The organism is Peribacillus sp. P4_B1 (assembly GCF_056402395.1).
Genome location: NZ_JBFUHM010000016.1, coordinates 80732 through 105062, shown reverse-complemented (window position 1 = coordinate 105062; position 24331 = coordinate 80732). Strand labels below are relative to the sequence as shown.

Annotated in this window: 26 protein-coding genes and 1 riboswitch; of the genes, 4 read left to right on the top strand and 22 right to left on the bottom strand. The window is 42.3% G+C overall.

Annotation, left to right across the window (positions count from 1 at the left end; genetic code table 11):
* Positions 1 to 227: 227 nt before the first annotated feature.
* The 6 genes from AC1DVK_RS11755 to tpx all read right to left on the bottom strand — a co-directional run bounded on the left by AC1DVK_RS11755 (position 228) and on the right by tpx (position 5207).
* The gene (locus tag AC1DVK_RS11755; RefSeq protein WP_089361748.1) at positions 228 to 740 is read right to left on the bottom strand and encodes a MogA/MoaB family molybdenum cofactor biosynthesis protein; all 513 of its coding nucleotides are present in this window, start codon (positions 738 to 740) and stop codon (positions 228 to 230) included.
* On the bottom strand, positions 737 to 1579 hold the full coding sequence (locus AC1DVK_RS11750) for an EcsC family protein (protein WP_477626542.1): 843 nt from the start codon (positions 1577 to 1579) through the stop codon (positions 737 to 739). Before AC1DVK_RS11750 ends, AC1DVK_RS11755 begins: the two co-directional genes overlap by 4 nt.
* Before the next feature lie 175 nt (positions 1580 to 1754).
* Positions 1755 to 2957 carry an acetate kinase gene (locus tag AC1DVK_RS11745; RefSeq protein ID WP_477626541.1) on the bottom strand — a complete coding sequence of 401 codons (1203 nt, stop codon included), beginning with the start codon at positions 2955 to 2957 and terminating at the stop codon, positions 1755 to 1757.
* A 164-nt stretch (positions 2958 to 3121) separates the two neighbouring features.
* The gene (locus tag AC1DVK_RS11740; protein WP_061464382.1) at positions 3122 to 4108 is read right to left on the bottom strand and encodes a class I SAM-dependent methyltransferase; all 987 of its coding nucleotides are present in this window, start codon (positions 4106 to 4108) and stop codon (positions 3122 to 3124) included.
* A gap of 364 nt (positions 4109 to 4472) precedes the next feature.
* Positions 4473 to 4631: a hypothetical protein gene (locus tag AC1DVK_RS11735; protein WP_477626540.1), complete on the bottom strand. Its 159-nt coding sequence runs from the start codon at positions 4629 to 4631 to the stop codon at positions 4473 to 4475.
* A gap of 75 nt (positions 4632 to 4706) precedes the next feature.
* Positions 4707 to 5207: a thiol peroxidase gene (gene tpx, locus AC1DVK_RS11730; RefSeq protein ID WP_477626539.1), complete on the bottom strand. Its 501-nt coding sequence runs from the start codon at positions 5205 to 5207 to the stop codon at positions 4707 to 4709.
* A 25-nt stretch (positions 5208 to 5232) separates the two neighbouring features.
* On the opposite strand from tpx, the gene AC1DVK_RS11725 reads away from it, so the two are divergent.
* Positions 5233 to 5397, top strand: coding sequence for a hypothetical protein (locus AC1DVK_RS11725; protein ID WP_477626538.1), 165 nt, complete (start codon positions 5233 to 5235; stop codon positions 5395 to 5397).
* Here AC1DVK_RS11725 and ytfJ read toward each other — a convergent pair.
* The 4 genes from ytfJ to sppA form a co-directional block, all read right to left on the bottom strand.
* Positions 5386 to 5859 (bottom strand): GerW family sporulation protein, encoded by a 474-nt coding sequence (ytfJ, locus tag AC1DVK_RS11720; RefSeq protein WP_284470021.1) that lies wholly within the window; start codon positions 5857 to 5859, stop codon positions 5386 to 5388. The two genes, AC1DVK_RS11725 and ytfJ, sit on opposite strands and share 12 nt — an antisense overlap.
* A gap of 15 nt (positions 5860 to 5874) precedes the next feature.
* Positions 5875 to 6567: a DUF2953 domain-containing protein gene (locus AC1DVK_RS11715; RefSeq protein WP_377381313.1), complete on the bottom strand. Its 693-nt coding sequence runs from the start codon at positions 6565 to 6567 to the stop codon at positions 5875 to 5877.
* A 100-nt stretch (positions 6568 to 6667) separates the two neighbouring features.
* Positions 6668 to 7207 (bottom strand): RDD family protein, encoded by a 540-nt coding sequence (locus tag AC1DVK_RS11710; protein WP_089361756.1) that lies wholly within the window; start codon positions 7205 to 7207, stop codon positions 6668 to 6670.
* 12 nt (positions 7208 to 7219) lie between these two features.
* Positions 7220 to 8221, bottom strand: coding sequence for a signal peptide peptidase SppA (gene sppA / locus AC1DVK_RS11705; protein WP_089361757.1), 1002 nt, complete (start codon positions 8219 to 8221; stop codon positions 7220 to 7222).
* A 204-nt stretch (positions 8222 to 8425) separates the two neighbouring features.
* Between sppA and AC1DVK_RS11700 the strand changes: the two genes are divergently transcribed.
* On the top strand, positions 8426 to 9226 hold the full coding sequence (locus AC1DVK_RS11700; RefSeq protein ID WP_061464387.1) for an NAD kinase: 801 nt from the start codon (positions 8426 to 8428) through the stop codon (positions 9224 to 9226).
* Between the two features lie 37 nt (positions 9227 to 9263).
* Here AC1DVK_RS11700 and AC1DVK_RS11695 read toward each other — a convergent pair whose 3' ends face one another.
* Genes AC1DVK_RS11695 through AC1DVK_RS11675 form a run of 5 tightly spaced genes read right to left on the bottom strand, consistent with a single transcriptional unit; the run spans position 9264 to position 12856 of the window.
* A complete protein-coding gene (locus tag AC1DVK_RS11695) occupies positions 9264 to 10034 on the bottom strand; it encodes a TatD family hydrolase (protein ID WP_477626537.1) in 771 nt (256 codons plus the stop codon).
* 18 nt (positions 10035 to 10052) lie between these two features.
* Entirely contained in the window at positions 10053 to 10793 is a 741-nt protein-coding gene (locus tag AC1DVK_RS11690; RefSeq protein ID WP_061464389.1) for an ABC transporter ATP-binding protein, read from the bottom strand.
* Positions 10777 to 11559, bottom strand: coding sequence for an ABC transporter permease (locus tag AC1DVK_RS11685; protein WP_061464390.1), 783 nt, complete (start codon positions 11557 to 11559; stop codon positions 10777 to 10779). The genes AC1DVK_RS11690 and AC1DVK_RS11685 overlap by 17 nt, the downstream gene beginning before the upstream one ends.
* A complete protein-coding gene (locus tag AC1DVK_RS11680; protein WP_125160171.1) occupies positions 11556 to 11840 on the bottom strand; it encodes a thiamine-binding protein in 285 nt (94 codons plus the stop codon). The genes AC1DVK_RS11685 and AC1DVK_RS11680 overlap by 4 nt, the downstream gene beginning before the upstream one ends.
* An 11-nt stretch (positions 11841 to 11851) precedes the next feature.
* A complete protein-coding gene (locus AC1DVK_RS11675) occupies positions 11852 to 12856 on the bottom strand; it encodes an ABC transporter substrate-binding protein (protein WP_089363630.1) in 1005 nt (334 codons plus the stop codon).
* Positions 12857 to 12989: 133 nt separating this feature from the next.
* A riboswitch (TPP riboswitch) is annotated at positions 12990 to 13099 on the bottom strand.
* 268 nt (positions 13100 to 13367) lie between these two features.
* Here AC1DVK_RS11675 and AC1DVK_RS11670 point away from each other — a divergent pair.
* Entirely contained in the window at positions 13368 to 14195 is an 828-nt protein-coding gene (locus AC1DVK_RS11670) for a protein-glutamine gamma-glutamyltransferase (protein WP_284470017.1), read from the top strand.
* Between the two features lie 90 nt (positions 14196 to 14285).
* Here AC1DVK_RS11670 and rarD read toward each other — a convergent pair whose 3' ends face one another.
* The 7 genes from rarD to ezrA all read right to left on the bottom strand — a co-directional run bounded on the left by rarD (position 14286) and on the right by ezrA (position 23359).
* Complete coding sequence (gene rarD, locus AC1DVK_RS11665; protein WP_061464394.1) at positions 14286 to 15215, bottom strand: EamA family transporter RarD; 930 nt, start codon at positions 15213 to 15215, stop codon at positions 14286 to 14288.
* A 77-nt stretch (positions 15216 to 15292) separates the two neighbouring features.
* Positions 15293 to 16894: an amidohydrolase gene (locus AC1DVK_RS11660; protein WP_477626536.1), complete on the bottom strand. Its 1602-nt coding sequence runs from the start codon at positions 16892 to 16894 to the stop codon at positions 15293 to 15295.
* A gap of 146 nt (positions 16895 to 17040) precedes the next feature.
* The gene (gene mbcS / locus AC1DVK_RS11655; RefSeq protein WP_477626535.1) at positions 17041 to 18624 is read right to left on the bottom strand and encodes an acyl-CoA synthetase MbcS; all 1584 of its coding nucleotides are present in this window, start codon (positions 18622 to 18624) and stop codon (positions 17041 to 17043) included.
* Between the two features lie 134 nt (positions 18625 to 18758).
* On the bottom strand, positions 18759 to 18965 hold the full coding sequence (locus tag AC1DVK_RS11650; protein WP_034309203.1) for an alpha/beta-type small acid-soluble spore protein: 207 nt from the start codon (positions 18963 to 18965) through the stop codon (positions 18759 to 18761).
* A gap of 82 nt (positions 18966 to 19047) precedes the next feature.
* The gene (gene thiI, locus AC1DVK_RS11645) at positions 19048 to 20259 is read right to left on the bottom strand and encodes a tRNA uracil 4-sulfurtransferase ThiI (protein WP_477626534.1); all 1212 of its coding nucleotides are present in this window, start codon (positions 20257 to 20259) and stop codon (positions 19048 to 19050) included.
* A complete protein-coding gene (locus AC1DVK_RS11640; RefSeq protein ID WP_317776928.1) occupies positions 20256 to 21404 on the bottom strand; it encodes a cysteine desulfurase family protein in 1149 nt (382 codons plus the stop codon). Before AC1DVK_RS11640 ends, thiI begins: the two co-directional genes overlap by 4 nt.
* Positions 21405 to 21664: 260 nt before the next feature.
* The gene (gene ezrA, locus AC1DVK_RS11635; RefSeq protein ID WP_477626533.1) at positions 21665 to 23359 is read right to left on the bottom strand and encodes a septation ring formation regulator EzrA; all 1695 of its coding nucleotides are present in this window, start codon (positions 23357 to 23359) and stop codon (positions 21665 to 21667) included.
* 168 nt (positions 23360 to 23527) lie between these two features.
* Between ezrA and hisJ the strand changes: the two genes are divergently transcribed.
* Entirely contained in the window at positions 23528 to 24331 is an 804-nt protein-coding gene (gene hisJ, locus AC1DVK_RS11630) for a histidinol-phosphatase HisJ (RefSeq protein ID WP_410863660.1), read from the top strand.

Below are 24331 nucleotides of genomic sequence, written 5' to 3'. Positions count from 1 at the left end.
CATGTTATCCTTTGGAACCACTACATCATAAATGGCCATATGAGGACTAAAAACCATAGACGTTTGTTTTTGAATCATCGTACTCACCCACATAAATTTATTACCTTGATTATAAAACAAAAAAAGGTAGATTTCCTCAGAATAAACTGAGAAAATCTACCTCTATTGGCCCGGAAGGGACTTTTTCAGTGCCCTCGTTTAAAACTGTGGCTTTTTTTGCATCCCTCTTATAAATCCTTCCGAAGCTCACCAACGACATGTCCCAATTCCGGGAGAATCAATTTATTCATCGCAAGCCGAACTGCCCCCGTTGAACCCGGGGTGGAAAAAACCGCTTTGTTGTTCACGACCCCAGCAATCGCCCTCGATAGAATGGCTGCAGAACCGATATCCTCTTGAAAGCTGAGCATTCGGAAAATCTCGCCAAAACCCGGAATTTCCTTTGTCATCAATTCTTGAACCGCCTCGATCGTTACATCCCTATTGGCGATGCCAGTGCCACCGTTTGTTAATATGACATCCACCTTGCTGCTTTGGCTGCCAACTGTGACCGCAGCTTGAATCGCTTCCCTTTCATCCTTTACAATTTCATATTCCGTCACTTCATGCCCATTCGATTTCAATAATTCCACCATCAGTGCCCCGCTTTTATCCGTTTCTTCATTACGCGTATCACTAACGGTTATCACCATGCAGCGAATTGCCTCCGTGAAGCCTTCTTTATGATCCCTGACACTCATTCTTCTTCAGCCTTCTTCTTCTGTAAATACCGATATTGATAGAACTTCTGCGCAAATTCACTGACATTCCGGGTCATTTGATAATTGGCCCCAGCCCCGATGGCCATGCTGATGAATGGAATGCCCCGAACCAATTTTTTTCGAAAGACAGTTATGGATATGGCTTTCAACAGCTGCTTCAATGGCTGTTCCATCCAGGTCGGATTTGTAAGTTCTTCGATTCCTAAATAAAAATAGTCATCTTCCGCGTTCTGGACTTCCCGGATCAATTCTTCCCAGGCCATCCCTTGAAGTCTCTTTGGCATCGCTCCTGCATTGAATACCTTAAGGGCCATCATCATTTCAAAAGGCGTATTCACCTCAACACCATAAGACATCGCAATCAGCTGTACGATCCTGACATTGATGACCGTCATGGCCGGAATATCACTCCCTAACAGGAGCAGGCTACCAGATCCGCTTACACCGCCTTGTGCAAATGAATACAACCGATGCTTTGCGATATGCTGGTTGGCTATGTAATTCAACTGATCGATCGATAAGTGATTCAAGTCATCCAGCGTTTCGATATCTTCCTTAAACAAGCGCGCAGATGCTAAAATCCGCTCTCTTGCATCTATTTGGATTTGTGAGCTCTGAACCATGGCATGCAAATGAAAAAGCCAAGTATCAAGCTTTTCAAAAAACTGTTGTTGGACGTTATCTGGAAGCAGGTCAAAACCCTGCTCTAACCATTTATCATACAATGCTGACAAATCTTTTCGCTCATATTGATAAAGATTTTCCTGCCATTCACTAATTTCATTCCAAATTTTAATTTCCCGATTCGTGAATTCCATGCATCAAGCCTCCTATGTACAGAATTGGTGGATTCTCCCTTAAGTATACCATAGAGGATGGCTTTTCAAGAAAGATGAAGAGGGGCAAGAAGGTGCGGTTGAGGGTGAAACCATTTGAATCAATGCTTTCATGGAAAAGATCCCTTACCAATAGATAAGGGATTTTTATAAAAAATCATGAAGTCATGTTTTCGCTAAAAGCCAATCTCATGGTATCCCTGACAATCATGATTTCTTCATTAGTGGGAATGACCATCACTTTAACGGGGGAATAAGGTGTATTGATGAAGGCTTCCTTACCCGAGGTACGGTTGAGGTCCTTATCCCAATATACCCCCATGAATTCAAGTCCCTCCAAGATTCGACCCCTAATGGCTTGACTGTTTTCACCGATGCCCGCTGTAAAAATGATGCCGTCCACACCTCCCATTTTAGCCGAATAGGAACCTATGTACTTGTGAATCCGATCTGCAAAAACTTCAAGTGCGAGTACAGCCCGATCATTGCCTTTATCCGCTTCCACTTGTATATCGCGCAGGTCGCTGGAAAACCCGGAAAGGGCTAGAATGCCGCTTTTCTTATTCAGGACATCCAGCACTTCATCAGCCGTTTTTCCCGTCTTCTCCATGATATATGGAATCAGCGCAGGGTCGATGTTGCCTGAACGCGTCCCCATTGTAACACCGGCCAATGGTGTAAATCCCATTGATGTATCAATCGATTTACCGCCCTTTATGGCCGTAATGCTTGCACCATTCCCTAAATGGCAGGATAACAAGCGAAGCTGTTCGATTGGGCGGCCAATCATTGCTGCAGCCCGCTTCGACACATATTTATGTGAAGTACCATGAAACCCATATTTCCTTATTCCATATTTTTCATAATATTCAAAGGGTAAGCTGTACAAATATGAATCTGCAGCCATCGTTTGATGAAAGGCAGTATCGAATACGGCAACAGCAGGAACATCAAGTATTTGCCTGAAGGCTTTGATTCCCGTGATATTGGCGGGATTATGAAGGGGTGCCAACTCGGAAAGCTTTTCGATTTCCTCTATTACTTCCACCGTAATCAAGACGGAGTCACTGAACACCTCACCACCATGCACAACCCGATGCCCTACGCCATCTATCTCTTCAAAGGATTCAATGATGCGATGGTAAATCAGCTTTTTCAATAAAAGCCCTACTGCCACTTCATAGTTGGGTATATGCACCGTTTCAGATACCTTTTTGCCTTCGACGCTCAAAGTGAATGTGGAATTTTTCAAGCCAATCCTTTCTACAAGACCCTTTGTAATTACGTTTTCACTTGGCATCTCAAAAAGTTGAAACTTCAATGAAGAGCTGCCAGCATTAATAGCCATGATTTTTGACATCCATCCTGCTCCTTTACTCTAAGCTAGTTCTTCCAATGATCATCTCAACGAAACATGCAGTGTATTGTACAATTTTATCATGGCGAGCGGATACAACCAAATAAAAACCAAAAATTAGGAATAAAAAAATGAAAGCCAATGCCTGTGGCATCAGCTTTCATTGACTACTTTTCCTCTTTAAACCAATCATCCATCTGCTGCATGACAGAGCTTGTCGCTTCGAAATCCGATAACTTCGGAAGTTGTACGAGCAGTGCCTTCTTCGGAGCTTCGATACCCTCTTTTTTCTTTTGAAGGATCAGGATGCTTTTCGCAGCCGCTTCACTCTTAAACATGGAAAGCGGCAGTTGCACCATCCCTTGGATATGTGTATGCTTCTTCAGGAAATCATTGAGTTTCGGCGCTTCCTCCGAGACGAACAGGTTATTAGGGACAATGAAGAAAAGGTGTCCGCCATCCTTTACATGTTTAACACTTTGCTCAATAAACAAATGGTGTGCATATGAATGTCCATTATCTGCCTTCAATTCATATTCGGCTGCACGCACATCATTCGGATAATAACCAATCGGCAAATCACTGACCACAACATCGGAAGGATCGATGAAAAGCGGCTCCAAGCTGTCCTGGTTGAAAAATTGCAGCGGATGTTCTTGCAGGTTGGCACCTGCATAAGCAAGCCTGATCAAGGTTTCATCAATCTCGACACCATATGATGCGATACTTTTATCAGTAAGTTGATTCAAGATCGCAAATAGTAAATTCCCCGTTCCGACAGCTGGATCTAGCATGACCAATTCTTTTTGATCCTTGGTGAATTTACCGACTAAATAGCTGACGAACATGCCGACTGCATCCGGTGTCATATGATGATTCGGTTGGACGCTCTCCTGCATGCCTTTTAAAATAGCAAGCTGGTACGCTTTACGAATTGCTTCCTTCTCATATTTCTCTGGTGAAAAATCTCCATAATGCTTAACTAACCTTTTCTTCGATACTTCACTGATTTCCTCCTGCAGGACTTTCCCCTGGAAGAAGTTCTCACCCGTTTCACCTAGGGCATCCAGATACGTACATGATAATTCACTTTGCAATATTTGGGCTGTTTCATCAAATTCATAAAATAATTGTTCAACTGGGGTAGACTTCACTTATTAATTCCTCCTGTTTGCTTCTGTCCTTATTTTATAGGTAAGAAGAAAGAGATACAAGTCGTACGTCCTGCTTAACATTCTTCGTTTGTTTAACGTACTGTTTTCCTATTTGAAAGTCCGTATATTTAGAATCGAGCCACTCTTTTTTAAAAGTTTTTAAAAATTGGTAAACAAATGGTAAATATGTTCATTTCGAGTGTGGATGACTAGGGGGAAGTGTTATTTGGATGATACTAAAAAAGATTCTAAAGTGGGGATTTTTTGTTTTTATTTTGTACGGGATATTAACTGTTCTTTGGATTATCTTTGTGATTTCACTTGGTTGGTTAGAATTTAATAACCAATGAACTATATTCTCCTTTTAAACATTAGGCTGTTTACCAGGTAGTGAGTTGTGGTTGATTTCCCCTCCAGATGCTCGCTTTCCTTGGTGCGGGCGGTGAGCCTCCTCGGCGTAAACGCCTGTGGGGTCTCGCACTTCCGCTCCAATCAACCTTAAATAGTGTCGTTTTAAAAACAACAATCTTTACGAAAAGAGCCAAACATAAAAACAAAAAACCGGACACATTGCGTCCGGTTTCTAAGAATTCGCCTCTTATTTTGCTGCTTTAGCCGCTTCGATTGCACCCTCGTAATTTGGATGGTTGGTACCTTCACTAACATATTCTACATATGTGATTTCATCATTGCTGTTTACAACGAACACCGAGCGTGCCAATAGTCGAAGTTCTTGCATAACGACACCATAGGCTTCACCGAATGAAAGGTCACGGTGATCGGAAAGAACTTGAACATTGTCCAGGCCACTAGCAGCACACCAGCGTTTTTGCGCGAAAGGAAGATCGTTACTGATCGTCAGAACTTTTACATTATCCAATTTTGCCGCTTCTTCATTGAATTTACGTGTCTGTGCATCACATACACCTGTATCGACAGATGGAACTACACTGATGATGCGGACAGTACCTTTGGAGTCGCTTAATGTAACCGGTGATAAGTCATTAGCCAATACCGTAAAATCAGGTGCTTTGTCCCCAACTTTTAGTTCTGATCCCACTAAAGTGACCGGGTTGTTTTTAAATGTAACTGAAGCCATTAAAAATTCCTCCTCTTTCTGCTATATGTACAAGCATAATAATATTTGTTTTACCGGAATTTTGCAATTAATTGAATTTGGAAAAGTGAATTGGCGGTTCACATGTGTGGAAAATCAAGCATTAAGTGGTGTAAGCATATTACAGCAAAAAGAAAACTCGGCGGATGCCGAGTCGCAGTTAGAAATCTAAATCCTGTTTAGGTTCTTGGTACCTCTTTACGTTTGTTTGACCGCTACTGCTGCCTTGCCTTTGATTACTACTTTCTTTTTTAGATAGCATGGACTGAATCTTATCGACGACTTGAGGAGCTAAATCCATCATTTTTTCGAGAAGATGCGTACCTTCATCAAGATGAATCATTTTCACCCCGTGGGAACCGACAATCAAAAAGGCAATTGGTGTTATGGAAACCCCACCGCCGCTACCGCCGCCAAAAGGCTGCTTGGAATCACCTTGATGTGCTTGATGGTTTCCATCCATTACAAATTCGCTGCCACCGGCTGCAAAACCAAAACCAACTTTGGATACGGTTAAAATGACACTTCCATCCGGAGTCTCCACCGGATCACCGATGATCGTGTTCACATCGACCATTTCTTTCAGATTTTCCATCGCTTCTTTCATTAAACCTTGAATCGGATGATCTGACATTTAAATTCCTCCACTCTAGAACGATTGTTTATTGGAATCACCTGATAGCTTCGCTAATTTCCTGGACCTGAAATGCGGTTTTCCGCCTTTCCAATAACGAAGCAGTTTTATTCCAGTCACCATAGCCTGCCCGATTCTAAATTGTAATATGCAGGAAATCGACGTATTGGCCTGCCATCTTTGAAAGTCAGGTGTAATGGAATATGCGGGCATGATCCGGAAGTTGAAATAGGTTGTCAGCAAACCGATGATTGAGCCTTTAAGCGCCCAGCATGCACCTGTTAAAACACCTGTATGTGCAGCGTTTTTAGTACCGACAATACTATGCCAGCTGAATTTTTTAACTTGGATTTTCCCTGTGAACTGACGGACGACCTTATGAAATCCGACCATATGCTGAAGCAACTCCTTCATGTCAGCGAATCCGTCACGCAAATCTTCGGGTGTGATTTTTTTCTTTTCTTCCTTTTCGGTTTTTCCGTTCATTTCTTGCTCTTCCTTTACTACTATAGCTGCCGAGTCATCATCCTTTTTAATGACCGGGACTTTGAACGTATAGTGAATAAGTCCATACCAAGCTGATAATTTAATATGTATTTTGTCATTCGTTTGGACACGTTTGTAGTCAATGTATACTCTTACTTTTGTGAAAATAAGAATAAGCAGCACCAAAATGAGGATACCTATAATCAGCAAAACCCACATCATGCACCCACACCCCTTCAGCCTATCATTATCGGCAAATGCAAAAAAAAATAAACCTGCAAAAGCGAAAAATACGCTCTTACAGATTCATGAATGGAAAATATCATCTTCTGATCAAAACAACACCCGTGTCTGCAAAGACATCATGCAAAGCCTGTTTCTTCGGTAATAAGCCTGCCAGGAGATAGCCGATCCAAGTAACTTTTGAAATATATCGGCCAATCAGCTCCCTGAACAATACCGTACCCCAAGAAATGGTTTTTGTCTCTTCCCTCAATGTAACGACTTTCAGTCCAAAAATCATCTTACCAAGGGTTTGGTTCAAGAATTTGGTCATCAAAACAAAGTATAAGAAGAATACGATCCCTGTTAGTAAGCCTTCTGCGGAAAACCAAAGATCATCTGTCCCTTCATAAAACTTGAAGATGGGATGAATCAAAATCCGATTCAAACTTCCGATAACCAACAAATCAGCTAAATAGGCCCAAAATCTCATCCAAAATCCAGCAAAATGCACTCTCTTGACTCCGCCATCATCCACGGCCTGCTTGGCTGGCGTAAATTCCTGCTGAACGGGAACCTCTTGATCTGCCAGTACATTGGATGCAGTGATTTGTTCATTGTTTTCATTTCGTTCCGTCATCCTTCAGCCCCCCTATTCCGCATACAAATACATTAAGCGTGGAGAATTTGAAGAGGAAAGGATTTTTGTCAAGACGGCCGTTTCCACATCATTCCCCAACATTTTTTGCGCTCCCATACTGAATAATGAACCGAAACCTGCCTCATCGGTATATCGGATAACTTGAGCATCTTTTTTACCGATATCAGTTTTCATCGCGGCAATTACATCATCCAAATGGCCGAAATCATCTATTAAATGGTTTTCTTTAGCCTGACGCCCATCATAAATGCGGCCATCAGCAATTTTGCGTACTTCATTCTCTGTCATACCTCGTCCGTCGGCAATGACTTTTACAAATTGATCATAAGAATTATTAATCATATTTTGCAGTATTTCACGTTCTTCTCCAGTCATTTCCCGAGTTGGGCTCATAATATCTTTGTGTGGTCCGCTTTTGATGGTTTCGAACTCAACGCCATACTTCTTGGCCAGCTTCTCGTAATTATACCCATGCATGATGACACCTAGTGAACCCGTCATCGTTTCTGGGCTGGCGTAAATCTTATCGGCTGGCGCAGAAATATAATATCCGCCGGAAGCCGCCATTGATCCCATTGAAACATAAACAGGTTTTTTCACTTTTTTAATATCAAGGATCTTATCATAGATCTCAGCACTTTCTACGACACCGCCGCCAGGAGAATTCACCCTTAGTATGATTCCTTTGATATCATCATTTTCCTCTGCCATCTTCAGCTTATCCATGAAGGCACGGTGATTATATGTTGCTGAACTTAGTAATGAAGCTTCTCCTGTATCTTGAATCGTTCCCTCTACATCGAATACTGCAATAACATTAGAAAAATCATCGCCTTCTATGACTTCCTCGTTAAATGCACTTTCAGAAGCAAATAATTCATCAATGATATTTTCCGTATCCGCTGTAAATAGAGTTGTAGCCGTCCCTACAGCAATAGAGACAAAAAATAAAACGGCTGCAATTCCAAGTGCCGCCCAACGTTTTCCATTCATCTGTTTTCCCCCTTAAATATATGTATCCTTCTTATCATACGAACTGCATACATTAATGTTTCATTCCATGATAAACTAGACATATAAAATTGTAGCAAATAATCCTCTAATTGGAAATGCATCAGTGCATTTTGCACGATCTGCATTTACCTGAACAGGAAAAAGAAAGCCCTTTCATCACCAATCATACTAGGGGGGAACATGATGAACACTCGCAGGAATATTTATTTTTTCCATGCACCGAATGCAGAAATACTTAACAAGATCGAATACTTATCGGACTTAGCGAAACAGCATTCTTATGAAGTCATCCAAGATTTCACAAAGGCCAACATCATCGTAAGCATAGGTGATGACGGCACATTCCTGCAGGCAGCCCGTAAAACCGGGTTCAGGGATGATTGTTTATATGCAGGCATTTCCACCACAGGTAACTTGAATATGTATTGCGATTTCCACTTGGAAGACACGGATAAAATGATCGATGCCATGACAAGAGAGCAAATCGAGGTGCGTAAATATCCAACCATCGATATCCAGTTGGACGATCAGCCCTCCTTTTATGCCCTCAATGAACTCAGTATCCGGACTTCCATAACCAAAACGTTCATCATGGATATTTTCATTGATCAACTCCATTTTGAAACTTTTCGCGGCGACGGAATCATCATTGCGACCCCGACCGGAAGCACCGCCTATAATAAATCGGTAAACGGGGCCGTTGTGGATCCCCTTCTCCCTTGTTTTCAAGTGAGCGAGCTCGCATCCATCAATAATAATTCCTATCGGACCCTAGGTTCTTCATTCATCCTAAGCGGCGATAGGACGTTGACCGTCCACCTTGAACAAAACGGGCCAAGCTACCCGATCATCGGAATGGACAATGAAGCCTTAAGCATCAATCATGTTGAAAAGGTCAAGGTCCGGTTAAGCGGTAAAGTCATCAAGACCGTTAAGCTTAAGGATAATTCCTTTTGGGAAAAGGTGAAAAGGACCTTTCTTTGAACTAACTAATAAAGGTACCGGATATGTCCGGTACCTTTTATATATGGTAAAAATCTTTCGTATTTTGATAAAGGATTTCATAGACATCCTCAATTGGCAATCCTTTAATCGAAGCAATTTGACGAACACTTTCATGCATCATGCCCGGGTGCGTCCATTTCCCTTTGAAAACCCCTTCAAACGGCCATGGGCCATCCGTTTCAATCATCATCAGCTTAAGTGGGTATGCAAAAACCAATTCCTGTATTTCCCTCTCATAACAAACATCAGGTGTAATCGAAATTCGGTACCCCTTTTCGGCCATTCTTTCGACTGTCCTGATATCACCTTTAAACCAATGAAAGTGTGCCTTTGTGATTTGATGCTTATCCAAAAGGTCGCAAACGATGGGGGCATCGCCATAAACGGCATGAAGGATAACCGGCTTTTCAACCTCTTTAGCAAAAGCCAGCAACCTTTCCAGTATCTCTACATAACCTGACGTATCCATATTGGGATTTTCCTGCCTTAAGTAATACGGGAGTCCGATCTCACCTACAGCAACCATATTATGACGATGTTCCCGCATCCAATACAATAATTCGTTCACTTCCTCTTTACTCGGGAGGGGCTGCTCAGGATGAAAGCCGAAGGCAGGCTTAATTCGTGAATCTTTGAGTGAAAGCTGGTCATTGTTTATGGAAGAGGTTAAATTCATGGAAACTGTCACCAATGATTCCAAATGCACCTTTTCCATATAAGAGAGAATCTGCTTCTGTTCACTTTCATCATACCTATCCAAATGGATATGGCTGTCGATGATCTTCATTTTCAATTTCCTCCTGACTTAAGAAAGGGTTGGCTTTAGTGCGGCATATAATTCTCTCTTCAAATTTAAAAATTCATCACTTAGAAATTGTTCCTCACTTCTTGGCCTTGGAAATGGAACTTTCACTTCTTTGATGACAGCAGCCGGTTTTGCTGATAACACATAAATTCTATCTGAAAGGAAAACCGCTTCATCTATGCTGTGGGTAACAAAAAGCACAGATCTCCGATTTTGTTCCCAAACAGACAAAAGCCATTTTTGCATTTCCAATCTTGTTAGTTCATCCAGAGCAGAAAAGGGTTCGTCCAGGCACATCAAGTCCTGTTGACTTAAAATGCTTCGAATGAAAGCGGCCCTTTGCTTCATGCCCCCAGATAATTCATGCGGATATGCCTTCACATACTCTTCTAATCCAGCTTTCAACAAAAGGGCTTTTGCCATTTCTTTGTCTCTTATCCCAGCAAGCTCACTTCCAAGCAAAACATTATCCAGCACCGTTCTCCAAGGTAAAAGGGATGGCTGCTGCGGCATATAGCTTATATGGCCCTTAAAGCCATTTATCTTTTTACCATCCAACGAAATGATGCCCTGATCCGGCTTCAAAATACCGCCTATCAAGTGGAACAACGTACTTTTACCGCTGCCAGATGGTCCTAGGATTGTGACAAATTCCCCATCATCTACATGGAAATTCATATTCTCTAAAATATTCTGTTTACCATCGAAAGAAAAGGAGACATCTTTAATTTCCAGCATCATCCCTTTCACCCTCCTTTCTCTTCCATGAAACTAAATATTTCTCCAGGAATGTGATGATTCCAAAAAAGAGAAGGCTCATTCCCATAATGATGAAAATGGCAACAAACACCCGATCTGTCCGAAACGCGGAGGAAGCGAGCGTCATATAAACACCAATCCCCGATTTAGCCCCAAGCCATTCCGAAATAACCGCACCCATTATACTATAGGTGGCCGAAATTTTTAGGCCTGAGAAAATGAACGGGATCGAGTGGGGAAGTTCCAGCTTCCAAAATAACTGGTTTTTCCCCGCTCCCATCATCTTGAAATAATGCTTAAGTTCGTAAGGTGTCTGGCGAAAACCGTCCAATGAAGCAACCGCAACCGGAAAAAAACATACGAGTGAAATCACAATTAACTTAGGCAGCATGCCAAAGCCAAACCAGATCACTAAAAGCGGTGCCAAAACTATGATTGGTATATTTTGCGAGAGTATGAGCAGAGGATAAACCGCGTCCTTCACACCTGGAAATAGGTGTAAGATTGCAGCAATTAATAACCCGATACAGCTTCCAATAAGAAAACCCGATAACGCAAGCTCAGTTGTTGATATAAGGTGTCCAAAAAGATTACGGGACGACTCAATTCCTTCAATGAAAATGGCTGATGGAGCGGGAAGCAGCCATTTTTCAACCTTTAATAAGACTGTCATTGACTCCCATACTATCAGCAAACATAATAAAAGAAAGAAGGGAGCCCCCTTCTTCCAAATTCCCCTTTTGATCATGCCCGATATTTCTCCGTTAACGTATCCATCGTAATCCCGCTTGGCTGATATAGTATCTTCACTTGGGAAATGACATTCGGCGAGCCTAATTCAATCATTCTTACATTCATTTTTTCTATCACGGCAAAAAGCTCGGATAGCTCACCCTCCATTGTTGTTTCTAGCGGGTGAACCTCATACTTGACACCTGATTCATCAATGATCTTGATTGCTTCATCGACCATGGGGATGACATTTTCCCCTTTAGGAATGATTTGTATACTAATTAATGAATTGGCCATTGTATTTCCTCCTATTTTGGTAAAAATTCATTGGTAAATGCCTTTTCAGGATTGAAATCACCTTCAAGAAGCTTATTTTCCTTCATCCAATCACTGTAATTCTTCCAGATTTCAAGCTTTTGTTCACCCCAACGCGGAGCATCATCCTGATACTTATCTGCAAGCCACTCCTGGCTTTTCTTCACTAGTTTTGGATCTAGATCAGGTGCAGACTTAATTAATATGTCCGCTGCATCATCAGGATTCTTAATTGCAAACTGGTACCCTTTCGAAGCTGCATGAACGAATGCTTTAACAGTCTCAGGATCCTCTTTAATCATCTTTTCATTTGTTGTCAAAACAGGCGTATAGTAATCAAGCTTATCAGAGTATTCGGTTAAGTAAACCATATTAAGCTTTTCATTCCGCAACTCAGCCTCGATACCTGTCCACCCATAATAAATCCAGGCGAAATCTATATCCCTTTTAACTGAAGTGAAAAAATCTGTGTCCCCTGTATTCACTATATCCACTTTATTTACATCGGCATTTTCTTTTTTCATAAGTGAATCAATAATGGCCTTTTCAACTGGAGACCCCCAGCCACCATACGTTTTCCCTTCAAAATCCTTGGGAGTTTTAATGTTTTTTGCCGCAGGTGAAGCGAATCCAGAGGTATTATGCTGGATGACAGCAGCTAGCGAAACAATCGGTACGCCTTGCACGCGGGCCTGCGTAATGCCCTCCTGGTAGCTCACGCCAAATTCAGATTTCCCTGAAGCCACAAGTTTATCAGCTCCAGCTTCGCCTGGCATGATAATTTCCACATCCAGACCTTGTTCTTTGAAATACCCTTTTTCCTTGGCTACATACAATCCTGTATGGTTTGTATTCGGTGTCCAATCAAGCACGACCGATACCTTTTTTAATTCTTTATTGCCTTCTTTTTTAGATGATTCTTCTTTTTCATTAGTTCCGCCTGCCCCACATCCAGCCAAAAGGAACAACGAAGTTAACAGTGGTAAGAATTTATTCAAACTATTATCCTCCTACACATCATATAAGATCCATATGCCGAAACCATAATGGGGCGCCAGGGTCCATTCCAATACCGGTAAAAAACAAAAAACGCCCGAAGATGAATTCGGACGTTTAACATACAAAACAGAAAGTCAGTAATAATATGTTCCCTCCGCTGGCATCATCCAGATCAGGTTCAAAGAGTCAGCATCTAAAGGACGCAATCTCAGCCAGCAGTACTGGCCCCCCTACATTTCTCGCACATATGAACTTTTCTCTCCCATTATATCAATTCATGGAGAAAAAGGAATACTAATTTGCTTCTTCTCAACAATTGGAAAGGTTTCCCTTGCGTTAAAGGATATCTAGCAAAACATCATGCCATTCCAATCATTCTCGTTTACGTGCCTGACACGTTCAAAGAGTCATTTCCTTGCAGGTATTCATATAATGAGCATAACCTGTGGACATTTTTTGTGTACTGGTTTTATAAGCCCTTAATTTCAAAAGCAAAAGGTGGATATGATCATGATAAAGATTAATCACAAATTATTAGATGTCAGTCACATCCAACCAGGTATAGCATCTGCTAAATCGCTTGAAATTCTCCAATTGCTAGCGGAAGATTCTAACATTTTTGAATATCGGAGCTTTGGATACCTTAATTTCGATATACAACTGAGGCACCGAGTCATCGAGGCAGCTTTTGCGTTGGATAAAAGTGATGCAGAATTTTCCACACTTGAGGAATCGGCATCCAATAAACAATATTGGCGCCTTTCAAAGGATGGCACTTTTACCCTTCAGCCAGGGATTGCCCCTCATGTTGCACTCCTGGACATTTTCTTGAATGGAACGCTTTACGCTTTCGAATGCGGTACAGCGATAGTCGTCACTTTTTTAAAGGCCATTTTGGATTTAATCGGCCCTAGGAATTTCGACTATCTTTTTTCAAGCCTATTTCTATATGACTGGCGCCCTCCGAAGAATATGGCTCTTCATGTTCATCAAGGAACGGATTATTTACCAGGGGATTGCCTTTACTTCAAAAACCCTGATCACGATGAGGAAACACCTGAATGGCAAGGTGAGAATGCAATATTATTAGGAGAAGACCTCTTTTATGGCCACGGGATCGGGATTACCAATGCACAGGGTATCATCGATGAACTAAATAGCAATAGAAAGCCGAATGCCGCCATCTCAGCATTCCTGACAAAGCATATCATTAGCTTGGATAGTTCCTACTATAGACAATTCCAACCAACTATCTCCCGTGCAAAGCCCGTTCACGGTCTTGTCAGCCTATCTGATTTGATTGTTTCTGAAATAGGTCCGAAGATTTATCTTTCATGACTCAAGCAATTCTCCTGCCGTAAAACCGGTTTCTTTAAATATAGGCAAAAAAAATGCTTGGGGATGGAACCACCAAGCATTTTTTCTTATTCACGCACCGATGTTCCCTTTGCCTTTAAACCTGCGTGCACTTGCCTGGCCCCATTTCGTAATGGATAGTGTATAAACAGCCAAGGCTGACCATATGAACAAAAAGGCTAAAAGATGCGCTTTTGTAAAACTTTCGTGATAGACGAATACCCCGATCAGTAAGGATAAGGTCGGAGCGATATACTGAAAAATCCCAAGCATCGATAACGGGATCTTCTCCGCCCCCTTTGCAAAATATAAAAGAGGCAAGGCCGTGACAATCCCACCGCCCACCAACAGCAAGCTTGTGCTTCCTGCTGTAAAGAATTGCATTTCTGATTGGTTCATCAAGTATATCAGGTAACCCAGGGCAAGAGGCGTTACCATCATCGTTTCGAGCGTCAGCCCGATCGCCGATTCGGCTTTGATCATTTTTTTTGCCAGGCCGTATAATCCAAAGGTCATGGCCAAAACAAGAGAGACCCACGGGATCGTACCGAAATGAATGCCTAGGATCAAGACCCCGATTCCTGCAAGCAGGAACGACATGATCTGTGCCCCGCTCAATTTTTCTTTTAAAACTATCACTCCCAATAGTACACTGACTAGCGGATTGATATAATATCCAAGGCTCGTGTCAAGGATCCGTCCTGAGTTAACGGCCCAGATGAACACTCCCCAATTAGCTGTAACGAGCAGTGAGGCCGTTAGTAACGCCGCAAAGAGTTTGGGATTTCCCAATATGTTTTTGACATAATCAAGAAACGCTTGTCGTTTTTTCATGAACATCAATAAAACCAGCATGAAGACGAAAGACCATAATACCCTCTGAGCCAAGATTTCTGTAGCTCCGACTCCCTGAAGGAACTTCCAGTAAATTGGCACGACTCCCCACATCATATAAGAAAGGGCTGCATAGATCGCCCCTTCTTTTTGTTCATCCACTTTCATAACCTGCCTTCTTTCCATTAATTCCTTTATCGAATTCCATCTAACTATTTTGCGTATCCATTTCTTTTTTGCAACTGTTATTTTTTATCATACATGATTCTGTCATCGATGACCGTCATGACCGCCTCAACTTTCAGGAGATCATCCGGCGCAACAGCAAAGACATCCAGATTAAACACGGTAAAATCTGCATCGTACCCTTTGATGATCTGACCGCGGCGTTTTTCCTGGCCGATAGCTGCAGCACTCCCTTTTGTATAAAGTGCGAAGGCATCATGAACGGAGAGCCTTTCATCCAAGCCATATACGGTACTGTCCTCACTGTTGATTTTCGTCCTTGTGACAGCAGCATGGATGCCCAAAATTGGATTTAATGGCTCTATAGGCGCATCTGACCCTCCCGCACAAATGATGCCCATATTCAAATAGGTTTTCCAGGCATAGGAGGAATCCAATAGATTGGCTGGAACCTTTTCTTCCACCCACGGAAAATCGGACGTGACGAAACCTGGTTGGATATCAAATATGACCTGCAGTTTTGCCGCCCGCTCCAGCAGCTCCGGCCGGACGATCTGCGCATGGATGAGCCGGTCCCTCTGTCCCTCTTTTGGGGGGATGGCTTCAATTGCATTCAAGACGTATTCAAAAGCGAGATCGCCAATGGCATGGACAGCAATCGGCATTCCGGCATCCCTTGCTTTTTTCACCCATTCCTGAAGCTCATGCTCAGTGAATATCGCGACACCGTTCGTATCCCTTTGATCTGCATAGGGTTCGCTTAACAGGGCTGTGCGTCCGCCTAAGGAGCCGTCGGTAAATATCTTCATGCTGTCGAACTTGATATATCGCGTACCTTCTTGATAGCTGCCGCCTGCTTTCAGCATTTCTTCGAACGCTTCGTGATGGACGAGTAAATTGGCGCGAAAGGCCATTTCCCTGTCCTCGATTACCGATTTAAACGCCTGATATGTCGGAAGGAAGCCATTATAGTAATGGAGGTCTTCAGTATGTCCGCCAGTCAAACCTAGCTTATATGCGTCTTCTATGGCCTCTATGAGTGCGTTTTCGATATACTCTTGGTCAATGCCAGGAAGGCTGTCTAAAATCAGGTTCTGCGCCTGGCTTTCTTTAAATAAACCATTTAACCGTCCTTCTGGATAGCGGCAGATCACCCCGCCTGACGGTTCTTTTATATCTTCTTTAATACCCGCTTCCAAAAGGGCGCAGGAATTGACCACCAAGGCATGGCGGCAGATCCTTTTCAATACGATGGGATGTTCTGTAGATATCGCGTCAAGCTCATCCCGTAAAATCAATTCAGGACTGGGCCATTCATTTTCATTCCACCCTTCGGCAACAATCCACTTTCCAGCAGGGGTCTTTGAGCACTTTTCCTTCAAGGCATTCATGATGGACTCCCTGCTATCCATCAAAGAGAGGTCTAGACGAAGCAGTCTTTCACCATGCCCGACCAAATGAAGGTGACTATCCACTAACCCTGGCAGCATCGTTTGTCCTTTTAAGTCGATTTCCCTGGAAATATTGCCGGCATATTTACGTTCTAAATAGTCAATGCTGCCGGTATCAACAATTACCCCCTTTTCAGTGAAAAGTGCATCCACTTGATCTTTTTCTTTAATCATCGTATAAATCGCCCCATTGAACCATAACGTTCCCATCCCGCTCTACACTCCTTATTAAATGATTCTTTCCCTTCAGATATGCAGTAAGTGTACCATCTCAATTCACGGATTCCCATATTTATGATTATACAAGCCTCTGTTAATAAAAAAACGTCAGCCGGGGGCTGACGGAAATGCTTTCGTTAATTATTAAGTAGTGCTTCTTCCCTTTTCCGTAAATCCACCCGTTTGATTTTACCCGATGTCGTTTTGGGAAGCTCATCTAAAAATTCGATTTTCCTTGGATATTTATATGGAGCAGTCAATTCTTTTACGTGCGATTGAAGCGTTTTGATCAAATCTTGGCTGTCCGGATCGATATCATCCATCAAGACGACATACGCCTTGACCACATTTCCCCTTATTTCATCAGGACTTGCTATAACGGCACACTCTTTCACATATGGATGCTTAACGAGTGCATCTTCCACTTCAAACGGTCCAATGGTATATCCCGAACTGATGATGATATCATCAGTTCGACCCTCAAACCAGAAATAACCATCTTCATCCATTTTCGCCTGATCGCCGGTGATATAATAGTCCCCACGGAATTGCTTCGATGTCCGCTCGGGATCTTTAAAATATTCTTTAAAAAGAGCAGGTGTATCGATATGTACGGCAATATCCCCGACTATACCAGGAGAACAGGGTTTACCGGAATCATCAATGATTTCCACATGGTTGCCCGGAGTCGGTTTGCCCATGGAGCCCAATTTAATATCCATGCCTTTTGTTACACCTACCAAAAGGGTATTTTCGGTTTGTCCATATCCATCTCGCACTTCAATATGGAAATGGTTTTTAAAGACCTCGAACACTTTTTGATTTAAAGGCTCTCCCGCTGATACTGCACTATGAAGATGGGATAAATCATAGTCATCAAGGTTATCCACCTTTGCCATCAACCGATACTCGGTTGGTGTGCAGCATAACGCATTCACTTTGTATCCCTGAAGCAGCTGAAGATATTTTTTCGCCTCGAACTTCCCATGATAGGCAAGACCTGTTGCACCCGTTCCCAATACAGCCAGGAAAGGACTCCAGATCCACTTTTGCCACCCTGGGCCTGCCGTTGCCCAAACCACATCCCCTTCGCTGATGCCCAGCCAGTTTGCAGCAGACGTTTTTAAATGGGCATAAGCCCATCCATGTGTATGGACAACCCCTTTTGGATTACCTGTCGTTCCGGAAGTATACGATAAGAACGCCATATCCTCACTCTTCGTGTCGGCCATTGGCAGCTGATCGGATTCATCATCGGCAAGCTCATTCAAATCCAGCCAATTTTCCATTCGTTTTCCGATTGAAAACTTCAGAAGGCTTTCTGCTCCCTCTATTTCATTCAATTCATGAGTATATTCATGAAAACTGACGATTCCTTTAACATCACCGTGGTTGACTCGATACTGCAAGTCCTTCGCACGAAGCATTTCGGAACAAGGTATGACAATCATGCCAATTTTCAATGCGGCTAAATACACTTGATAGGCTTCCACCAAGCGAGGGATTATGATAAGGACCGTATCACCTTTACCGAGTCCTTTTTTCTTGAAGGCATTTCCGATTTTATTTGCACTATTTAATAAATTCTCATATGTAAGTTGTTTTTTGTCTCCGGTTTCGTTCTCCCAGAGGACGGCAACTTTTTCTGGATCTTTTGCAAAACGTTCCATTTCACTCACTAAGTTGTAATGTTCCGGAGCCAATAAGTCTTCACGCTTCATATTCTTCCCCTCCAATTATGAACTCTTAGTACCTACTCATTATACAAGATACTTCTCTAATATTTCTATTTATTTTTACAAATAATAAAGAGAGCGGGTGTTAGAACCCGCTCTCTGTAGCCATATTTATTAAATTATCTGTTGAATCCTCCGCCTAATTGTTGTTCAGCCATTTGAACAAGGCGTTTTGTGATTTCTCCACCAACTGAACCGTTAGCGCGAGATGTTGTGTCGGCACCAAGTTGTACGCCGAATTCTGTAGCGATTTCATATTTCATTTGTTGTAGAGCTTGTTCCACTCCAGGTACCAATAATTCGTTTGAGCTGTTGTTGTTTGCCATGAGTTTTTCACCTCCTTGTGATTATAGAGTGTGTTAAAACACATGGCTTCATTCGCACAATATCATTGGTAATTACAGGATATTAAAACAAGTCTTCCATCGCTTCTTCCCTATCGAATGTCTGACCCGGTTTAACCGTCAATATTTCTGTTTCGGAGACCGCTTTTTCAATCAATGATTCAAAGTCAACGAAGCTCTCATAGTAATTGACTTTTTCACGTTTCGGTTTCGTTTTTGGGCTTGCCGGCGTAAAGACCGTACAACAATCTTCGTACGGCAGATTGGATATCTCAAAAGTATCAAGCTCTCTTGCGATTTTGATGATTTCCGTTTTATCCATCGTAATCAGCGGACGCAGGATCGGTGTATTCGTCACCTCATTGATGGCAAACATGCTGCTCATCGTCTGGCTTGCAACCTGTCCAAGGCTTTCACCGGTGATCAGTGCCATGGCTTCTTCCTTTTCACGGATTTGATCGGCGACCCGCATCATTAAACGTCGAGTTGTTGTCATTGAGTAGTTTTCCGGGATCTGTTTTTGAATCAATAATTGAATTTCAGTAAATGGAACGATATGCACTTTCATGCTTCCACTTATTTCAGCAAGCTTGCCTGCCAGATCAATGACCTTTTGACGTGAACGCTCACTTGTGAAAGGCGGGCTGTAAAAATGAATCGCTTCTACGTCCAATCCGCGTTTCATCGAAAGGAATCCTGCAACAGGGCTATCAATCCCGCCTGAAAGCATCAGCATTGCCTTTCCGCTTGAACCGAATGGAAGACCGCCTGCCCCCTGGATGATTTCACCCGTCAAATAAACGGCTTCGCGTCTCACTTCTACCAGCAGGTTCAAATCAGGGTTCTTTACATCCACTTTTAAATTTTCTGTATTCCGAAGCAAATGCCCGCCGAGTGCCCTGTTAATTTCATCGGTATTATATGGGAAATCCTTATCTGCGCGTTTTGTCGTGATTTTGAATGTATTTACCTCCTCAAGAGTATGATTAAGGTAATACAACGCTGCCGTTTTCATGATTTCTAAGTCGCGTTCAATTTTTATCGCAGGGCTTAAAGACTGGATCCCAAAAATGCCTTTCAATCGGTCAATGACAGGCTTATGGTCCACACCGTTCAGGAGAACGTACATCCGCTCCCTGTTGGCTGTTAGCACTACTCCTTCAATATCCTTTAAACTCCAGCGGATATGCGCCTTCATTTTGTCTACAAAGCCTTTACGGTTTCTTTTTTTCGTGGAGATTTCTCCATAACGGATAATTATATGATCAAATTTCATTTTGCAACCCTCATTATTTTTTCTAAATTAGCGACTATTTTCTGTATCGCCGCCAGAACTTGCTTCGCTTCTTCCATCTCATTGCCATAGGTAGTACTGATTCGGATCACACTTTCGGAACGGGCTTGGTTATGGAACATCGCATCCACCGTTTTGCTTACCGTCCTTTTTTTCGAAGAACAGGCACTAGTCGTCGAAACATATATCCCTTCCGATTCAAGCGCATGCAGCAATACCTCTGATTTGAGTCCCGGTACGGAAAAATTCACAATATGGGGTGCACCTTTTTCAGGACTGTTAATCAACACCCCGTCCAGTTCCTTCAAACCTTTATATAAATAATTTTTGATTTGCTGCAGCTTATCATGACACAGCAATTGATTGCTCATACTAATACGAAAAGCCTTCGAAAGGGCGACGATTCCCGCAACATTTTCGGTGCCGCTCCTGATTTTCGTTTCTTGATTGCCACCGTGGAATAGCGGATCGATCCGAACGCCTTCACGAACATAAAGGATGCCCGTCCCCTTCAAGCCGTGCACCTTGTGTCCGGAAATTGTACATAAATCTACATTTGCATCACGTATTGATAAAGAAACTTTGCCTGCCCCCTGCACATTATCGACATGAAAGAGCACGTGTGGGTATTGCTTTAACAATTTTCCCATTTCAGCAATCGGCTGGATAGAGCCAACTTCATTATTGACATGCATGACGGATACTAAAATGGTATCTTCCCTCAATGCATGCTTAAGATCGTTTATATCAATTTGCCCAAATTCGTTAACGGGAAGATATGTGATCTCATAACCCATTTTCGTCAATGCTTGGCATGCGTCTTCTACAGAAGGATGTTCGATTGCCGTCGTGATTATGTGTTTTCCCCGATTTCTCTGAGAGAGGGCGGCTCCTTTAATGGCAAGATTATTCCCTTCCGTCCCCCCGGAAGTGAAATATATTTCCGAGCTCTTCACCTTTAATAAATCAGCGATTTGCTTTCTTGCAGCAGAAAGTAATTTTTCGGATTGCACCCCAAGTCCATGCAGCGAAGAGGGGTTTCCAAAATAGTCCGAAGAAACCTTCATGAATGATTCGATTACTTCAGGATATGGTTTTGTTGTTGCACTATTGTCAAAATAAATCATGGGTTCACCTTCCATGTTTTTGTATCTATGTTGGTCACTCTTCTAAATGCCGTTTCAAGTGTAGCTGTTGCGACTTCTAATATTAACATAATTGGATTTGAAAGAGAATGTAAAACACTGGTCCATGAACGAAAGGAGACATGCTTTCTTTGAATTCCCGCAGAATGATTTCACTTCCAACCCTATCGATCCCATTTTTCAATTTTGGCAGAAAACTAATTCAGGATCCGATAAAAGAAAAAACCCGCCATGGCGGGTTTTCAGGAAAGAACTTCTTCTATGTTCGCTCCAATTTTTCGCAAACTGCCTGGGTCGACCTTTTCAATGGCCGTGGCTGCCGTTTCCAATGCAGCTTGATATTCATAGCTTCGGAATTTCGCTTCCGCTTCCCTGAGACTATCGGCAACTGTATCGTGACTGCTGCGATAACGGTTTCCGAATTGAATCACTTTTTCGGCCAAATACATATGTTCAATCAATTCATCAGCTTTTTCGTGGACCGCACTCACCTGTTGGACAGCTTTTTCCAAATAAATATAAACAGCGGCCATGTCAAGCGGCTTTTCTTCAAGTTTACCCTGAACGTCATCCATGCTTTCTTTGGCATCCTGAAGCACCGCTTTATACTCTTCAGGAAGACCTGGAATATTGCTTTTTGCAATTAAACGGCCAGTATCGACCATTTTGCGTTTCAATTCGGCCAGTGAATCCCTGGCATCCATTTCATCTTTTCGTAAAGCCTGTAATTTAATGGTGAATTCTTTTTGATTTTCCTGTAATTCTTTCAGCTGTACTGCCAGCCCCTGCATCTCTTCGCTGATAAGCGAGCTTGCCATCACATTATCCTCCATCTTCAAGACGAGCAATTGATGGCGTTTCGAAATCTGGGCAATCTGCTTTTCCATCTTCCGTTGTGCATCCAGCTCATTTTCCGTTAGATGATACGTGTGTTGAACATGTATGGTTTCAACTTTAAGTTTATCGTTCTCATATTCAAGGTCACTTATCGTTTTCCTGAGGACTTCATCATTTTTCAAGACATACTGTTTTGAAAGCACTTCTTTCTCCAAAAGGTCATAAAGCACCTCAATGCTTTCGTGCATATCTTTAATGCCTTTATCCACAGCTTCCGTTTCGGCATTTTCCAATTGTGCTTTATAAAGATTCAGTTCTTCCTCAAGCCTTGATATTTCCTGCTCGAATTGGATATGACTCAACAGATAACCCTGTCCCGACATCTCCTCATAGCCATCCTTCAATTCATGAAGCTGGGAGCGCAGCTCGGATTGACTATCAACCAATAATTTTGGGAGCAACTCCATTTTAACGGCCAAGATCGCCAATTTCTCCTTAATGGAAAGAACGAGCTCCCTCGCATTCAAATAATTCCCGTTAACAGTCTCTTCTTCATACCTCTGAAGGATCTGCAATACTTCATCCAAGGAATTTTCCAGCTTATCAGCCGCTTTCCCGTAATTATGCCTGTGTGCAAGCAAGGATTTCTTCAATTGACGGTAGGATTCTTTAATATCCTCAATTTCCAATCGGTTCTTTTCCTCACTGCCTACGAGTTCATTCAATTCGTATAGGATCTTTTTGATCATTTCCTCGATTTCATTCAGCTTGACTGTAATTTTGCGCTGTACCTCTTTTGACCGGCTGAAACGGTATTTATCGATGGACTCCTCTGCATCGAATAAAAGCTCTTCGACTTCGGGCATATGGTCCGTAATGATAGCGTCCCATTCAATGCGCCAGTTTTCGAACATTTCCTCTGTTTCACCTGTCATGTTCAATTGTTTGACCTTAGAAAGTTCTTCTAGCACGGGGCGGTGCATGATGCTTGTTTTCCAGGATTCCAGTCGATCGATCTCTTTAAAATATCTCTTTTTGAAAAAATAACCCCAAATGATGAAAATCAAAATTAATACAATTACCCCAAGTATGTACTCCATGGTAAGCCCCCTGTTCTAATCCCTACAGTCTTGCTCGTTTATATATCAATTTTAAAAATGTTAAATTTAATGCTTTTATGATACCATGTTAGCAATAATTTTTGATGAGAAAAATGATTTTTTTGTAGAAAATTGCTACAAATACCTGTTTTTTGGGAGGGAAGGACTATGAAAGCTGACGGTCATGTACATACTCCGTTTTGCCCTCACGGCTCTACGGATAAATTCGATGAATATATTACGCGGGGAATCGAGCTAGGATTAAAGGAAATCACATTTACGGAACATGCTCCATTGCCACAAGATTTTCAAGATCCTACGCCTGAAAAAGACAGCGGCATGGACGCTGCCCTGCTCCTGGATTACTTTCAGGAGCTCCGCGTACTGAAAGAACGCTATAAAGACAAAATCCTGATCAAAAGAGGTCTAGAGGTTGACTTCATAGAGGGTCATGAAAAAGAAACAAAAGAATTCCTCGACGAAATCGGAGAATTCCTTGATGACAGTATACTTTCCGTCCACTTCATCAAGCATCAAAGCAATTGGCATTGCATCGATTTCAGTGAAAATGGGTTTGGTCAGATTGCCAATGAACTAGGTTCAGTCGAATCGGTGTATGCCAAATATTACGATACTCTGGAAAAATCGATAAAAGCTGATTTAGGCATTTATAAACCTAAGCGGATCGGGCATATTACGCTTGTCCATAAATTCCAGCATCGATATCCGCCAGCATTAAGTTTTGACGAGCGCGTTTACAAGGTGCTGGATTTGATCAAGGAACAAAAGTATGAACTTGATTATAATGGAGCCGGCCTTGTAAAGCCGCTATGCGGTGAGCCTTATCCTCCAGAAAGGTTTGCAAAGCGTGCTTTCGATCTCGGCATTCCGCTTATTTATGGTTCAGATGCCCATCAGGCTAAAGATTTGGGTCAGGGCCATCAGGCGCTGATTGCAGAGTTTAATGGGTAA

Bases quoted from the DNA above. Each gene is read 5' to 3' on its own strand.
- AC1DVK_RS11700 (WP_061464387.1), top strand. From the start codon at position 8,426: ATGAACACTCGCAGGAATATTTATTTTTTCCATGCACCGAATGCAGAA.
- AC1DVK_RS11725 (WP_477626538.1), top strand. From the start codon at position 5,233: ATGTACAAGCATAATAATATTTGTTTTACCGGAATTTTGCAATTAATT.
- AC1DVK_RS11745 (WP_477626541.1), bottom strand. From the start codon at position 2,957: ATGTCAAAAATCATGGCTATTAATGCTGGCAGCTCTTCATTGAAGTTT.
- AC1DVK_RS11640 (WP_317776928.1), bottom strand. From the start codon at position 21,404: ATGATTTATTTTGACAATAGTGCAACAACAAAACCATATCCTGAAGTA.
- AC1DVK_RS11695 (WP_477626537.1), bottom strand. From the start codon at position 10,034: ATGAAGATCATCGACAGCCATATCCATTTGGATAGGTATGATGAAAGT.
- AC1DVK_RS11755 (WP_089361748.1), bottom strand. From the start codon at position 740: ATGAGTGTCAGGGATCATAAAGAAGGCTTCACGGAGGCAATTCGCTGC.
- AC1DVK_RS11660 (WP_477626536.1), bottom strand. From the start codon at position 16,894: ATGGGAACGTTATGGTTCAATGGGGCGATTTATACGATGATTAAAGAA.
- AC1DVK_RS11690 (WP_061464389.1), bottom strand. From the start codon at position 10,793: ATGATGCTGGAAATTAAAGATGTCTCCTTTTCTTTCGATGGTAAACAG.
- ezrA (WP_477626533.1), bottom strand. From the start codon at position 23,359: ATGGAGTACATACTTGGGGTAATTGTATTAATTTTGATTTTCATCATT.
- AC1DVK_RS11750 (WP_477626542.1), bottom strand. From the start codon at position 1,579: ATGGAATTCACGAATCGGGAAATTAAAATTTGGAATGAAATTAGTGAA.
- AC1DVK_RS11715 (WP_377381313.1), bottom strand. From the start codon at position 6,567: ATGATGTGGGTTTTGCTGATTATAGGTATCCTCATTTTGGTGCTGCTT.
- AC1DVK_RS11670 (WP_284470017.1), top strand. From the start codon at position 13,368: ATGATAAAGATTAATCACAAATTATTAGATGTCAGTCACATCCAACCA.
- AC1DVK_RS11680 (WP_125160171.1), bottom strand. From the start codon at position 11,840: ATGGCCAATTCATTAATTAGTATACAAATCATTCCTAAAGGGGAAAAT.
- thiI (WP_477626534.1), bottom strand. From the start codon at position 20,259: ATGAAATTTGATCATATAATTATCCGTTATGGAGAAATCTCCACGAAA.
- ytfJ (WP_284470021.1), bottom strand. From the start codon at position 5,859: ATGTCAGATCATCCGATTCAAGGTTTAATGAAAGAAGCGATGGAAAAT.
- AC1DVK_RS11685 (WP_061464390.1), bottom strand. From the start codon at position 11,559: ATGATCAAAAGGGGAATTTGGAAGAAGGGGGCTCCCTTCTTTCTTTTA.
- rarD (WP_061464394.1), bottom strand. From the start codon at position 15,215: ATGAAAGTGGATGAACAAAAAGAAGGGGCGATCTATGCAGCCCTTTCT.
- hisJ (WP_410863660.1), top strand. From the start codon at position 23,528: ATGAAAGCTGACGGTCATGTACATACTCCGTTTTGCCCTCACGGCTCT.
- mbcS (WP_477626535.1), bottom strand. From the start codon at position 18,624: ATGAAGCGTGAAGACTTATTGGCTCCGGAACATTACAACTTAGTGAGT.
- tpx (WP_477626539.1), bottom strand. From the start codon at position 5,207: ATGGCTTCAGTTACATTTAAAAACAACCCGGTCACTTTAGTGGGATCA.
- AC1DVK_RS11650 (WP_034309203.1), bottom strand. From the start codon at position 18,965: ATGGCAAACAACAACAGCTCAAACGAATTATTGGTACCTGGAGTGGAA.
- sppA (WP_089361757.1), bottom strand. From the start codon at position 8,221: ATGAATGGAAAACGTTGGGCGGCACTTGGAATTGCAGCCGTTTTATTT.
- AC1DVK_RS11710 (WP_089361756.1), bottom strand. From the start codon at position 7,207: ATGACGGAACGAAATGAAAACAATGAACAAATCACTGCATCCAATGTA.